Source organism: Bacteroides sp. AF29-11, assembly GCF_003602895.1.
GTDB lineage: Bacteria > Bacteroidota > Bacteroidia > Bacteroidales > Bacteroidaceae > Bacteroides > Bacteroides uniformis.
This window is the reverse complement of sequence record NZ_QTLY01000002.1, coordinates 54,086-68,060: the sequence shown is the minus strand read 5'-3', so window position 1 is coordinate 68,060 and position 13,975 is coordinate 54,086. Positions and strand designations below refer to the sequence as shown.

The 13,975-nt window shown below is 47.2% G+C and carries 12 protein-coding genes; all 12 read left to right on the top strand.

Annotation, left to right across the window (positions count from 1 at the left end):
* Window positions 1-73: 73 nt before the first annotated feature.
* Window positions 74-700: an anthranilate synthase component II gene (locus tag DWZ03_RS02990; protein WP_120128764.1), complete on the top strand. Its 627-nt coding sequence runs from the start codon at window positions 74-76 to the stop codon at window positions 698-700.
* A gap of 64 nt (window positions 701-764) precedes the next feature.
* The gene (gene trpD / locus DWZ03_RS02985; protein WP_005837316.1) at window positions 765-1,760 is read left to right on the top strand and encodes an anthranilate phosphoribosyltransferase; all 996 of its coding nucleotides are present in this window, start codon (window positions 765-767) and stop codon (window positions 1,758-1,760) included.
* Window positions 1,761-1,764: 4 nt separating this feature from the next.
* The gene (gene trpC, locus DWZ03_RS02980) at window positions 1,765-2,592 is read left to right on the top strand and encodes an indole-3-glycerol phosphate synthase TrpC (RefSeq protein ID WP_117588553.1); all 828 of its coding nucleotides are present in this window, start codon (window positions 1,765-1,767) and stop codon (window positions 2,590-2,592) included.
* A gap of 96 nt (window positions 2,593-2,688) precedes the next feature.
* Window positions 2,689-3,312, top strand: a complete 624-nt coding sequence (locus DWZ03_RS02975) for a phosphoribosylanthranilate isomerase (RefSeq protein WP_057280998.1) — start codon at window positions 2,689-2,691, stop codon at window positions 3,310-3,312.
* A 168-nt stretch (window positions 3,313-3,480) separates the two neighbouring features.
* Window positions 3,481-4,260, top strand: a complete 780-nt coding sequence (gene trpA, locus DWZ03_RS02970) for a tryptophan synthase subunit alpha (protein WP_117713707.1) — start codon at window positions 3,481-3,483, stop codon at window positions 4,258-4,260.
* Window positions 4,261-4,401: 141 nt separating this feature from the next.
* Window positions 4,402-5,445, top strand: coding sequence for an asparaginase (gene ansA, locus DWZ03_RS02965; RefSeq protein ID WP_117749744.1), 1,044 nt, complete (start codon window positions 4,402-4,404; stop codon window positions 5,443-5,445).
* Window positions 5,446-5,622: 177 nt separating this feature from the next.
* Window positions 5,623-7,905: an LruC domain-containing protein gene (locus tag DWZ03_RS02960; protein WP_117749745.1), complete on the top strand. Its 2,283-nt coding sequence runs from the start codon at window positions 5,623-5,625 to the stop codon at window positions 7,903-7,905.
* Window positions 7,906-7,930: 25 nt separating this feature from the next.
* The gene (locus DWZ03_RS02955) at window positions 7,931-8,290 is read left to right on the top strand and encodes a PleD family two-component system response regulator (protein ID WP_005837322.1); all 360 of its coding nucleotides are present in this window, start codon (window positions 7,931-7,933) and stop codon (window positions 8,288-8,290) included.
* A gap of 18 nt (window positions 8,291-8,308) precedes the next feature.
* Window positions 8,309-9,475 carry a sugar transferase gene (locus DWZ03_RS02950; protein ID WP_117749761.1) on the top strand — a complete coding sequence of 389 codons (1,167 nt, stop codon included), beginning with the start codon at window positions 8,309-8,311 and terminating at the stop codon, window positions 9,473-9,475.
* A gap of 34 nt (window positions 9,476-9,509) precedes the next feature.
* The gene (locus DWZ03_RS02945; RefSeq protein ID WP_165859849.1) at window positions 9,510-10,346 is read left to right on the top strand and encodes a TolC family protein; all 837 of its coding nucleotides are present in this window, start codon (window positions 9,510-9,512) and stop codon (window positions 10,344-10,346) included.
* 7 nt (window positions 10,347-10,353) lie between these two features.
* Entirely contained in the window at window positions 10,354-12,513 is a 2,160-nt protein-coding gene (locus DWZ03_RS02940) for a GumC family protein (protein WP_120128761.1), read from the top strand.
* Complete coding sequence (locus DWZ03_RS02935) at window positions 12,514-13,971, top strand: O-antigen ligase family protein (RefSeq protein WP_120128758.1); 1,458 nt, start codon at window positions 12,514-12,516, stop codon at window positions 13,969-13,971.
* The last annotated feature ends 4 nt before the right edge of the window (window positions 13,972-13,975 follow it).

The following is a 13,975-nucleotide window of genomic DNA, read 5'->3' as shown; positions in this document are numbered from 1 at the left end:
CGTAAATAAAGTAACTTCAATCGTACATCGTAAATCGTCAAATAGTAAATAAAATAGATTGTAAATACAAAAGATGAAAACAGTTATCATAGACAATTACGACTCCTTCACCTACAACCTTGCCCATCTGGTGAAAGAGCTTGGCGCAGAAGTGGATGTGCTGCGCAACGATAAATTCCGGCTCGAAGAATTGGAGCCATACGATAAAATCATCCTCTCACCCGGTCCCGGTGTCCCCGAGGAAGCCGGACTGCTGCTGGATGTCATCCGCACCTATGCCGGACGGAAACCCATACTCGGTGTCTGTCTGGGCGAACAAGCCATCGGACAAGCGTTCGGCGGAAAGCTGGTCAATCTGGAAGAGGTGTTCCATGGGGTACAGACGGAGATAAGGATGAAGGGGGAAGGATTAAGGATTAGGGATGAAGGATTAGGGGGGAAGGATTATGAAGGTATTTCTCTCGAAGAAGACTATATCTTCTGCGGTTTACCCGATAGGATTCCCGTCGGACGATACCACTCCTGGGTGGTCGATACGGAGGACTTTCCCGAAGCGCTGGCCATTACCGCCATCAGCCCCGAAGGACAAATCATGGCGCTGAAACATCGGGAGTATGACATACACGGCATCCAGTTCCATCCTGAATCGGTACTGACACCCGACGGAAAAACAATCGTAAAAAACTGGCTTTTCAAATGAGGCACTTCAGAAAAAGAGTAAATTCAATCGTCAAATCGTAAATCGTCAAATCGTAAATAAAAAGATGAAAGCAATACTCACCCGTCTCTTCAACCACGAAGAGCTCACGTCGGAGGAGACCAAACAAATCCTCCTCAACATCACCAAGGAAATGTATCCTGAGGCGCAGATAGCAGCCTTGCTCACTGCCTTCCAGATGCGAAGCATCACTGTGGACGAGCTTATCGGTTTCCGCGAAGCACTGATGGAGACACGCCTTCCCATCGACTTCGCCCCCTATCGCCCCATCGACATTGTGGGTACGGGAGGCGACGGAAAGAACACCTTCAACATCTCCACCTGCGCTTGCTTCGTGGTGGCGGGAGCCGGCTACAAGGTTGCCAAGCACGGCAACTACGGAGCCACTTCCGTGAGCGGAGCCAGCAATGTCATCGAGCAGCACGGCGTACGCTTCACCAACAACCCCGACACACTGAAACGCAGCATGGAGGAGTGCAACATCGCCTACCTTCATGCCCAGCTTTTCAATCCGGCGATGAAGTTTGTCGGTCCCGTACGCAAGACGCTGGGAGTACGCACCTTGTTCAATCTGCTCGGCCCGTTGGTGAATCCATGCTGTCCGGCATACCAGCTGCTCGGTGTGGCAGACCTCTCGCAGATGCGCCTATACACCAACGTATTCTATAAACTCGGCATTGACTTTGCCGTGGTCAACAGCCTCGACAGCTACGACGAAATCTCCCTGACGGACGAGTTCAAGGTGATGACCCGCAACTACGAGCGCATCTACCGTCCGCAGGCTCTCGGCTTCAAGGATGCCCGTCCCGAAGAACTCTTCGGCGGCGCATGCAAGGAAGATGCCGCCCGCATCTTCGACAATATCCTTACGGGGCATGCCACACCTGCACAAACGCAATGCGTCATTGTCAACGCCGCCTTTGCCATCCAGGTGATGGAGCCGCAGAAAGAGATTGAAGAGTGCATCGCCATCGCACGCGAATCGCTGGATAGCGGACGGGCGCTGGCGACACTGAAAAAATTTATCGAGATTAATAAATGAAGCAATGAAAGATATACTGTCCGAAATCATCGCCCATAAGCAAACAGAGATTGAACTGCAAAAGCAAACCGTCTCTCTGGAACAGTTGCAGGAGCAAGCCGGAATCATCATCCGGGAGAATGCAGCCCACCGCCGCAGCATGAAGCAGGCCCTTGCCGCTTCTTCTACAGGAATCATCTCCGAGTTCAAACGCCGTTCACCCTCCAAAGGCTGGATAAACGAGGCTGCCCGGGCAGAGGAAATACCCGCCTCCTACGAAGCCGCCGGCGCCGCCGCCCTCTCCATCCTGACGGATGAGAGGTTCTTCGGCGGTACGCTGCGCGACATCCGCACGGCCCGTCCGCTCGTCCGCATCCCCATCCTGCGCAAAGACTTCATCATCGACGAGTACCAGCTTCTGCAAGCCTGCATTGTAGGTGCCGACGCCGTATTGCTCATTGCCGCCTGCCTCAGTCCGGAGCAGTGTAGCACCCTCACCGCCCAAGCCCACGAACTCGGGCTGGAGGTATTGCTCGAAATCCACAGCCCTTCGGAACTCTCCTATATAAATAAGGAGGTCGACATGGTGGGTGTCAACAACCGCAACCTCGGCTCCTTCGTCACCGATGTAGAAAACTCCTTCCGGATAGCCCGGCAACTGCGCGAAGCCACCCACGGACCGGCATCCCCGCTCCTTGTCTCCGAAAGCGGCATCTCCGACCCCGAAACCATCTGCCGCCTGCGTGCCGCCGGCTTCCGCGGTTTCCTCATCGGCGAAACCTTCATGAAAACAGCCAACCCGGGCGAAACCCTGAAAGAGTTCATCCAAGACAGTCTCTTAATTGATAATTAAAAGTTGAAAGTTGATAATTGAAAGTTGATAATTGTAAATACAAAAGTCTCTCATACAGCGTTATATCGCGCAGCCAAATTGTAAATCGTAAATAAAATGTCTCCTCTCATCAAAGTATGCGGAATGACCGAAGCAGAAAACATCCGCAATGTAGAACTGCAAGGTGTAGATATGATTGGTTTCATCTTCTACCCCAAATCTCCCCGTTGTCTGTGCCAGATGCCCGGGTATCTGCCAGCCTGCGCCAAGCGCGTCGGCGTCTTTGTCAACGAAAGTAAGGAAAACATCCTAATGTATACCGACCGTTTCGGCCTTGACTACATCCAGCTGCATGGCCATGAAGCTCCCGAATACTGCCGTTCCCTGCGCAATGCAGGCCTGCACCTCATCAAGGCTTTCTCTATCTTGCTGCCCAAGGACCTGCTTGCCGTATCTGCCTACAATGGTCTGTGCGACTACTACCTCTTCGACACCAAGACCCCGCAGTACGGCGGTTCCGGCAACCAGTTCGACTGGAACCTCCTGCACCGCTACAACGGTCCCACCCCGTTCCTGCTTAGCGGTGGCATCAACCCCTACAGCGTAAAAGCCCTCCGGGAGTTTCGCCATCCCTATTTCGCAGGTATCGACATCAACAGCCGTTTCGAAACGGCACCGGGAATAAAGGATGTGGAACGCATCTCAAACTTCCTGAAAGAACTGAAGGGAGGTATGATTTGACGATTTACTATTTACTATTTGGCTGCGCAATATACGCCGCATGGCAAATTGTACATTGTACATGGTAAATAGTAAATAGTAAATTGTCAAATAGTAAATAGTACCATGCAGCGTTATTGCGCAGCCAAATAGTAAATAGTAAATTGTAAAATAGTAAATAAAAATAGTATGTTGAACCGCATTAACCAACTTTTCCAGGACAGCCCCAAGAATCTGCTGTCCATTTACTTTTGTGCAGGCTGTCCCAACCTCGACGGTACTGCCGACGTTATCCGTGCCCTCGAAAGAAACGGAGTCAGCATGATTGAAATCGGAATTCCGTTCAGTGACCCCATGGCCGACGGCATTGTCATCCAGAATGCCGCCACCCGCTCCCTGCACAACGGCATGTCCCTCCGTCTGCTTTTCGAACAATTGCGCGACATCCGTCGCGATGTCCGCATCCCGCTTGTCCTTATGGGATACCTCAATCCCATCATGCAGTTCGGCTTCGAAGCCTTCTGCCAGAAGTGCGTGGAATGCGGCATCGATGGCGTCATCATTCCCGACCTCCCTTTCCGCGATTACGAAGAGAGTTACAAAGCCATCGCCTCGAAGTATGACATCCGTGTCATCATGCTCATCACCCCCGAAACCAGCGAAGCCCGCGTCCGCGAAATAGACGCCCACACCGACGGCTTCATCTATCTGGTGTCCAGTGCCGCTACCACCGGTGCCCAGAAAGACTTCGACACCCGGAAGCAAGCCTACTTCAAGAAGATAGAGGATATGAACCTGCGCAATCCACGCATGGTAGGCTTCGGCATCAGCAACAAGCAGACATTCGATGCCGCTTGCGCCCACTCATCCGGTGCCATCATCGGCAGCCGCTTCGTCACGCTGCTCAACGAGAAGGAAGGAGATGCGGAAAAGGCTATCAGGCAGTTGAAGGAAGATTTGAAACAGTGAGCTTATTCAAATTTCATACAATATATTTTTCGCAATGAAAAAATAAAAGAGACAAAATCTGCAAAGACTTGTCTCTTTTATTTTCTCCCCATCTCATATTTCACTATCTTTGTGCCCGAAAAAAGCTCTAATACGAATATCATGAAAGTCGATTGCCCTTCCGTACTATTGATTTACACTGGCGGAACTATCGGAATGATAGAAAATCCCGAGACCGGTGCGCTTGAGAACTTCAACTTCGACCAACTGCTGCAGCATGTCCCCGAGCTGAAGCGCTTCAACTACCACATCTCTTCCTATCAGTTCGACCCACCGATCGACTCTTCCGACATGGAGCCTTCCCTCTGGGCAAAGATTGTAAAAATCATCAACTACAACTACGACAATTTCGACGGCTTCGTCATCCTGCACGGTACCGATACGATGGCCTATACAGCCTCCGCCCTCAGTTTCATGCTCGAGAACCTTTCCAAGCCGGTCATCCTCACCGGTTCCCAGCTTCCCATCGGCACCCTGCGCACCGACGGGAAAGAGAACCTCATCACCGCCATTGAAATAGCCGCCGCCAAGCATCCGGACGGTACCCCTATCGTCCCCGAAGTGTGCATCTTCTTCGAGAACGAGCTGATGCGGGGCAACCGTACCACCAAAATCAATGCCGAGAATTTCAACGCTTTCCGCTCCTTCAACTATCCCCCACTGGCAAAGGCAGGCATCCATATCCGCTATAACGAGCACCTCATCCGACGCCCCGACCCGTCGCGCCCCATGAAGCCGCACTACCTTTTCGACACCAATGTCGTAGTGCTCACCCTCTTTCCCGGCATCCAGGAAAGCATTATCAACTCCGTGCTTCATGTTCCCGGCCTGAAAGCCGTTGTCCTCAAGACTTTCGGTTCCGGCAATGCCCCCCAGAAAGAATGGTTCATCCGCCAGCTGAAAGAAGCCAGCGAACGTGGCATTGTCATCGTCAACATCACCCAATGCCAAAGTGGCGCCGTCGAGATGGGACGTTACGAAACCGGTCTGCAACTTCTCCAGGCAGGTGTCATCAGCGGCTATGACAGTACCCCCGAATGTGCCGTCACCAAACTCATGTTCCTCCTGGGGCATGGACTGGACCAAGCCGAAATCCGCCACCGCATGAATTCCGACCTGGCAGGAGAAATCACCAAGATTCAGTAAAGCGACAATACAGAGGGCATTTAGTAATATTGATAATTTTCAAGACAAACTTGCATTATCTATCCATACAAAATCGTTAAAAAGCGTTAACCAACACGCTTTTATCCCCCATTAATAAAGCTTATTAGTTTAAATAAACGTACTTTTGCTTACAATCAAGCAAAACAAATGTAAAATATGGGAGAAAATACCCTATACAAACGCTTTCTGCCGCTTGTTATTCTTACAGTAGGCATACTGCTGCAGGGTTGTAAAGACGATGTTTTTAACCCCGAGAAAGTGAAAGCAGCCTATCAGGACAGGTTTCCGGTCAAGAACATAGACCCGGCTATGGATTGGAAAATGACTCAGCAGGTCCGGGTCAATGTTTCTGTATCCGAAGATACCGGCATCGACTACACCATACGTATTTACGACAAGAACCCCTTAATCAGCCGGTCATCTGCCAAACTGCTGGCAGAAGGCACCACCAATAATGCAACTGTATTTACTACCGTCATGGACTGCCCTTCTGTGCTGACGAGCGCTTTTGTGTGCCGCACCGATGCACACAGCCGCAACATAGTAAAATACGTATCCATCCAAAACGGTCAGCTCCACGCCGCTTTCGGCAGTTCCCCTGCAACTACACGTGCCGCATGGACACGCAGTGTCAGCATCGAGACCTATTCACCGGAAAAGTCCGAGGCGGAAATCACCGCAATGCTATCAAGTGCCGAAGAAATAAGGCCGAATACCGATTTTCAAAACGGAAAAGCCTACAAAATCTCCAAAGACAATATATATAGGAATAAAATCAGCAAGGACGGCATGGGAAGTGACAATCCGGCCATCATCATCATTGAAGGCAGCTGGGAACCCAATGGAAACAACATGACCGTTGAACGAGGCTTCGAATTCTATGTGATTGACGGAGGGGAAATCGTGATACCGGACGAGCACACCTTCACTTTAGTGCAATCCAGCCGGTTTATCGTCTACGCGGGTGGAACCATCAAAGGGAACGACATCGAATTGACCAACGCATCCGGAGGCAGCTACAACTACAATGCCGGCACTATGGAAATAGACGATTTCCATGTCAACCAGGAAGGGGCATTCTATAATTGCGGTACCGTGCGTGTGGATGAAATGGATTTCGACAGCGGATGCAAATTCATCAACCAAGGCAAAGCCTATATCGAGAAAACCAATAGCAGCATCACTATAGACAACGGATGCTACTTATATGTAGAAGAATTTGTCGGCACACTGAACATGGGAGACACCTCTTCTGCAGAGATAGAGGATTTCGGGGACCATAGCAACAATTACAACACCCAAATCACGATGGGTGACAACTCCATGATAACCGTACTTGATGAAGCAGAATTGTCACAAGCACAATTTATGGGTCCAAACAATGAATATGCACTGGTAAAAATCAATAAAATTGAAGATATAGGAAATTTCTCCAGTCAGGGAAACATTCATTATGAAGTGAAAGAAATTGACGATGATATCACCGAGGATATCTGGTGGGAAGCCAAATTCCTTGATGCCATCAAGAACACCGAAGGAACCATATCCAAATGGGGAGAATCCCCCATCACCATTCCTGCCGGAGACTGTACGGGCGAAGGCAATACTCCGGACGAGTCCGGCTCAGAAACCCCTACAGACCCGGTCTCCTATACGTACGTATTCGAAGACAACTTCCCGTTGGTAGGCGACTATGACTTCAACGACGTGGTCTTGGACGTGGAGACCTACTATCACCGCGAGAAAAAGACGAACCACATCAAGCGCATACAGCTCGACGTGACCCTTGCTGCGGCAGGAGCAACCAAAGCATTGGGCGTAGGGCTACGGATTGTCGGAATCAATAAATCAGCTATCAAAGAAATCAAGACCGGAGGCGACGATTCGCGTTTCCAGGAGTCATTCAACAGCTCGTACAACAAATTCAGGTATAACAACGTTACTTACATGGAAGATTCCGATCCGAGTGTCGTAATCCCCATCGCAGGCGAGGTGCACAATGTATTCGGAGTTGAACCGGGTGAGATGGTAAATACCGGCATTGGAGTAACCGCCAAAAAGTACACTTATGAAGTCATTATTGAACTGGCAGACCAAACCCGGACAGAGCCCCCATTCTCAAAAGACAATCTGGACTTCTTCATCTGTTATCAATATAAAAGCATGGAACAACGCATGGAAGTCCATCTTTACGAATTTTGGGGATATGGCGCCACTGCCGCCGGAACCATACAGCAAGAGAATCTTGACTTGGCAGGCAACAACACGTGGGCAATCTGCGTGCCGTATGGCTTCCGCTATCCCAAAGAAACAATCAATGTGTCACGTACTGATATCCCCGAGGCAAGCGCATATCCGGAATTCATCTATTGGGCCCAAGACAGAACCCAGTATACGGAATGGTACGAACACCCGGTAGAAGAAAATGTATATAGATAAATATAGCAAACAACTATCATAAACAATGAAACAAATATTATTTGTAGATGACAAACCTGCCATAGGCAAGGTACTCTCGGTCTATTTAGGGAAAGAGAATGAGCTGGTTTATTTCGAAGATCCCGTCAGGGCCATAGAATGGCTGAATGAAGGGAACGAGCCCGCTCTCATCATTTCGGACATACGCATGCCCAAGATGACCGGCAGTGAATTCCTGGCATATCTGAAAGGCAATTCACTTTTCAAGGACATTCCGGTTGTGATGCTTTCCAGTGAGGAAAGTACCACCGAGCGCATCAACCTGCTCGAAGCCGGAGCCGAGGATTTCATACTGAAACCTTTCAATCCTATGGAACTGAAAGCCCGCATCAAGAAATTCCTCTAAACAACAAAATCAATGGATATGTTATATTATATCTACATAGGCAGCAACCGCACCACTATCGACCACTTAAGTAAAGTTACGGGAGGCATGTTCATGGCTGTTTCATCCTGCAACAAGGCAACGAAAGTCATCGACGGCATCCGCGAACGATATAACACATCTATCCTTTACGAACAAAGCGACCCTCAAAAAGACTGTGAAAACATCACTTTCCTGCACAAGCGTTTCCCACGCGTCTACATCATCCTTGTCACCGAGGAGCTGCAGAAGGAAAACCGCAAGCTCTATCTGCAGGCAGGTGTCAATAACACCCTCTCCCCTACGACCCATGAGGGGAATCTGCAACAAATGACAAAATTCCTCCAACTGCGCAAGGAGCATAAGTTGCAGGAATTCAGCCAGTCACACCGTAAGATATTCAACACCTTCCACCTGCCTGTGTGGAAGCGTATCTTCGACATCCTTTTTGCCGTTGCCGTACTGATTGCACTGTCTCCGATATTCATTGTGACAGCCATAGCCATCCGCATGGAAAGCAAGGGAAAAGTGATTTACAAGTCCCAGCGCGTAGGCAGCAACTACCAGATATTCAACTTCCTGAAGTTCCGCTCCATGTACACCAATGCAGACAAGCGCCTGAAGGAGCTGAATGCACTCAACCAATACAAGATGGAAGAAGAGCTTACGGACGAGCAGCCTGATATTCGCTTCGACGACCTGACCGGCACTTCCGAAGAGGAGGCTACCCTGCTGATTTCGGACGATTTCGTCATCTCCGAAGAAGATTTCCTCAAAAAGAAGGCCCAAGAAAAACAGAATACGTTCGTCAAGATAGAGAACGATCCCCGCGTCACCCGCGTAGGCCGTTTCATCCGCAAGTACAGCATTGACGAACTGCCGCAGCTGTTCAACGTCCTCAAAGGAGACATGAGCATCGTGGGCAATCGCCCGCTCCCCCTCTACGAGGCCGAGCTGCTGACCAGCGACGCATATATCGAGCGCTTCATGGCCCCCGCCGGACTGACGGGACTGTGGCAAGTGGAGAAACGAGGCGGTGCCGGGAAGATGTCGGCCGAAGAGCGCAAGCAACTGGACATTAAGTACGCCAAAGAATTTTCATTCTGGCTGGACATGAAGATACTGTGCAAGACGCTGACAGCGTTTGTGCAGAAAGAGAATGTATAAAAATAAAGATAACAGGAATTATATGGCTTTAGAGATGATAAAAAGATATATCAAGTCCATCATTTACAGTGTAATCCTCCTAGGATTGTTGGGGGTACCTTTGTCTGTGGCTGCGCAGCAGGAGTTGACACGGGAGGAGCGCATCAAGATATTGGAGCAACTCAAGATGGAGGATAAAAAAATAGAAGTCAACACATTAGGATTAATCAGTCCGAAGGCATCTATAGAAATTGAAAAATTAGAGCTTCCTCCTCTATCGGTCTTTCTTGATGCAGTGACAGAGAATGCGTCAGTAAAAAGAGCACAGTCCCAAGTAGAGCAAGTCAAGAACCAATATCGCCTGGAAAAAAGGAGTTGGTGGAACTACTTCAGACTGAACGGTAACTATTCTTACGGACGCTACAATATCATAGGCAATGCCAGTGACGAGTTCACCCCTATGTACCAGACAACCATGTCGAGTGCCCAGCACAACTTCAATGTCGGGGCCAGCTTCGGTGTCAGCCTGGGTGATCTATTCAACCGTCCGTTGAAACTGAAAGATTATCGCTACCAGATAGAACAATTGCAATATGTACAAGAAGATGTCATGGAAGAACGGAGACTAAAGGTCTTGGAAGCCTACAATGCAGTTACCGAACAATTAGCCACCATCAAAGCCAAAGCAGAAACGGCTGCCTTGTATAATGCACAAATGAAAATATCTGAAAACAATTTCATACAAGGAGCCATCGACATCATTGCACTTTCTTTAGAGCGTGCGCGCCGCACCGGTGCCGTGACCACGTATGAGCAGAGTCGTGTAGCTTTACACAATTCAATTGTATTATTGGAAATGTTGACTAATGTAAAAGTTATAACAGACAAGTAAACTAATTATGAATATAGTACAATTTTTGGCAAGCTTCTTTTACCGCATCCGTTATTGGTTATTGTGGGGAAGTCTTCTTGTTACGGCATTGGTCATATACTTTACCCAATTTTTACCATACAGTTATACGGTAAACAGTAGTTTATATGCAGGCGTAACCAATAGTACCAATTTGGATGGAAGCCAGCTTATCAACATCAACAGTACTTTCGACAATATCATTAATATTGGCAAGTCCAAAAACACTTTGGCAAAGGTTTCCGTTCGACTGCTTGCAACCAATCTTGTACACGGTGATGAATGGAAAGACAATATGTACATTCAAGCCAAACATTACAGACAACTTGTCCAAATCCTTCCAAAAGAAGTATTGGCTTTGGTAGACCGTTCCTCTTTGGATAAAACCGTAACTAATTTAATGAATTACAGAAAGGAGAACAGTAGCAATTTTGTCTATTCCATATTCAACCGCCCTTATCCGTTTTATAGCTATAACGCATTAAATTCAATTACCATCAAACGGTTGGGTACCAGCGACCTGATAGAATTAGTATACACCTCTTCCGATCCCGGCATTACACAAAATACGCTCAAGATATTGGAAGATGAACTGTTAAAGGCTTATGAGCAACTCCGGTTCAGTGCCACGAACAGTGCCATCGCCTATTTTGAAGAGCAAGTGCGCATAGCCAAAAAAGCACTTACTGCAGAAGAAGATGATTTGACAGACTATAGCGTTCAGAAACAAGTCATCAACTATGACGAACAATCCAAAGCATTGGCTCTGACCAAATATTCGACAGACGACCGCATGGAAGCAGTCCAACGAAACTATGGAAGTGCAGTTGCCTTGCGCCAAATGTTAGAGAATAAAATGGATATACGTGCCAAGATTATACGTACAAATACAAATTTATTACAAGAGCTGGAAAAAGTCAGTACCTTGAACCAAAGCATTCTCGAACAGGAAATTTTCACCACAGAGCAAAGTCAGCAGAACAGTAGTAAACTTCAAAAAGAAAAAGACGCCCTGCAAAAGGCGGAAGAAAAAATAAGCCATCTCTCCGATAACTTAAATGAATATGGTTTCTCCAAAGAGGGTGTAGGTATTCGAGAAATGGTAACAGAATGGCTGACGGCATGCATCAATGAGGCGAAAGCCAAAGCCGAAGTAAAAGTATTGGTTGACCGCCAACGGGACATTATCGACCAATACCGGGAATTCTCACCCGTAGGTACTCAAATCAAACGAAAAGAGCGTGCCGTGGGCATTGCCGAAGACAATTACCGCCGACAAATAGCAGGCCTTGCCGAAGCACACCTCCGTTTACAGAATATCAAGATGACAACTGCCAATCTGCAAGTCATAGCATCACCTGAGTATCCGCTGACAGACAACGGCAGAAAAAGGATTATCTACGTCCTTGCCGCATTCTTCGGCAGTTTAATATTCATAAGCGGTTACTTCCTGCTGATTGAATTGTTAGACCGCACCCTCCGTGACCCGGATCGCAGCAAACGTCTGTCCGGATTATCTGTAATTGCAGCATTCAATGGTATAAGCAACTTGAAGTATCGTGGATTCCTCAAAGCTTGTAACCGACTTGCCGCTGCCTACAGTTGCCGACAATTCAATAACTACCTGCACCCGGACCGTCCTACTGTTATAAACCTGCTCAGTATGGAGAAACGTGAAGGAAAATCATTCCTTGCCAAATATTTCATTGATTATTGGGAAACTGAGGGTATGAAAGTGCGCCTTGTAAAATACGACCACGATTTCGACACCCAAAACAAGGGATATGTACAAGCTCAAGAATTGTCTGACTTCTGGGCTTTAAATGAAGCAGAAGAAATACCGGACATTATTTTAGTGGAATATCCTGCTGTCAGTACCGCCACTTTACCTATGCCGGTATTGAAAAAAGCAGATTTCAATTTGCTGATAGCCAACGCTGCCCGATTATGGGGCAGAGATGACGACACTCGGTTGAAACCGTTAAAGGAAGAATTGGAAGAAACTCCTCTATTTATGTATCTCAACAATGCAGACCGCGAAGTGGTTGAAAGCTTTACTGGGGAATTACCTCCTCATACTCCGGTTCACAGCTTCTTCAGCCGGTTGGCACAATTAGGATTAACATCAAAATCTGCGGCCGTAAAGTAAATGCAAATGGGTATCAAAGGAAATAACATATCTCCCTTAGCGGTAACATTATTAGTGTTCATCATCGGGTTGGGCACTCTTATCTATAGCATATTATTCAGTACTTGGGATATCATTGCATACGTTTGTCTTTCCCCTTTCTTCCTGATAACGGCAATACAAGCATTAAGAAACCCTTTTGTCGGTGTATGTTTCCTATTCACATTCAATTACTTTTTTATTCCCTGGTACAGATACACGCAAGGTAGTGGGTTGAGTGTCTGGTATGATGTTGCAACCGTCACCCTGCTTGTGACACTTCTGATATATTCCTATCATCAACAAGGTAAGATTGCATGGAAATACGCCAAAAATATTCTGACGTTTGGAGGTTGCATATGGGCCATATATACTGCGGCTGAAATCATAAACCCAACAGCTCTCACGGAAGCTTGGATTTACTCTCGTGGAATCATATACAGCACCCTTGTCATGTCATTAATTGGCGTTTTAACAATGACCTCCTATAAGCGATTGCGCATCATTATGCTTTTTCTGTCCATATTCACATTGACAGCCGTAGCCAAAGCTGTTTACCAAAAATATGTAGGTTTTGATGAGACAGAAACAACCATGCTGATTGAAACGGAAATGTACAAGACACACCTTTTATCCGATGTCACCCGATATTTTTCCTTTTTCACAGATGCTGGAAATTTCGGTTCCAACATGGGTTTTGCTGCCATTCTGTTCGGTATTTCCGCCATCTTCGTGAAAGAACGCTCCATAAGACTCTATTATACAATTATTGCCATTTGTTCCATATATGCCTTGTTCATTTCCGGAACCCGCGGTGCGCTGTTTGTCCCCATTGGAGGAATCATATTGTTAACTTTTCTCAGTAAAAATATCAAGCTCATGGGAGCTACAGTCATATTCGGCTTATTTTTTTATGTCTTTTTTGCCCATACCTATATCGGTGAAAGTAACTCTTCCGTCAGACGCATGCGTACAGCTTTCAGACCTACAAAAGATGCCTCTTACAATGTCCGCAAAGAAAACCAAAAAAGATTGGCTGAATATCTAAAATACAGACCTTTCGGAGAAGGTCTCGGTTTGGGAGGGGTAGAAGCCAGAAAATATGGCTCCCGTCTCACAACACTCATTCCCCACGATTCTTTTTATGTCAAGATATGGATGGAAACCGGCATTGTAGGATTAGTGCTTTTTCTTACCATATATGTCAGTGCATTGTTAAGAGGTTGCTATCTTATCATGTTTCGGATTAAGAATAACGAGCTACGTGGAATACTCACGGCCATTGCTTGCGGCATTTTCGGACTAATGATAAGTGCCTATGGAAATGCCTTTTTCTTTCAATTCCCTACAGGACTTATAATCATTTTATTTTTGTCAGTCCTGATTAACGGGGAGCATATCGACCAACTGCTGACCCAACAAAAAATGAAAAAGAAATAGAAAA

Coding starts and splice junctions, on each gene's coding strand:
- DWZ03_RS02990 (WP_120128764.1), top strand. CDS start 74: ATGAAAACAGTTATCATAGACAATTACGACTCCTTCACCTACAACCTT.
- trpD (WP_005837316.1), top strand. CDS start 765: ATGAAAGCAATACTCACCCGTCTCTTCAACCACGAAGAGCTCACGTCG.
- trpC (WP_117588553.1), top strand. CDS start 1,765: ATGAAAGATATACTGTCCGAAATCATCGCCCATAAGCAAACAGAGATT.
- DWZ03_RS02975 (WP_057280998.1), top strand. CDS start 2,689: ATGTCTCCTCTCATCAAAGTATGCGGAATGACCGAAGCAGAAAACATC.
- trpA (WP_117713707.1), top strand. CDS start 3,481: ATGTTGAACCGCATTAACCAACTTTTCCAGGACAGCCCCAAGAATCTG.
- ansA (WP_117749744.1), top strand. CDS start 4,402: ATGAAAGTCGATTGCCCTTCCGTACTATTGATTTACACTGGCGGAACT.
- DWZ03_RS02960 (WP_117749745.1), top strand. CDS start 5,623: ATGGGAGAAAATACCCTATACAAACGCTTTCTGCCGCTTGTTATTCTT.
- DWZ03_RS02955 (WP_005837322.1), top strand. CDS start 7,931: ATGAAACAAATATTATTTGTAGATGACAAACCTGCCATAGGCAAGGTA.
- DWZ03_RS02950 (WP_117749761.1), top strand. CDS start 8,309: ATGTTATATTATATCTACATAGGCAGCAACCGCACCACTATCGACCAC.
- DWZ03_RS02945 (WP_165859849.1), top strand. CDS start 9,510: ATGATAAAAAGATATATCAAGTCCATCATTTACAGTGTAATCCTCCTA.
- DWZ03_RS02940 (WP_120128761.1), top strand. CDS start 10,354: ATGAATATAGTACAATTTTTGGCAAGCTTCTTTTACCGCATCCGTTAT.
- DWZ03_RS02935 (WP_120128758.1), top strand. CDS start 12,514: ATGCAAATGGGTATCAAAGGAAATAACATATCTCCCTTAGCGGTAACA.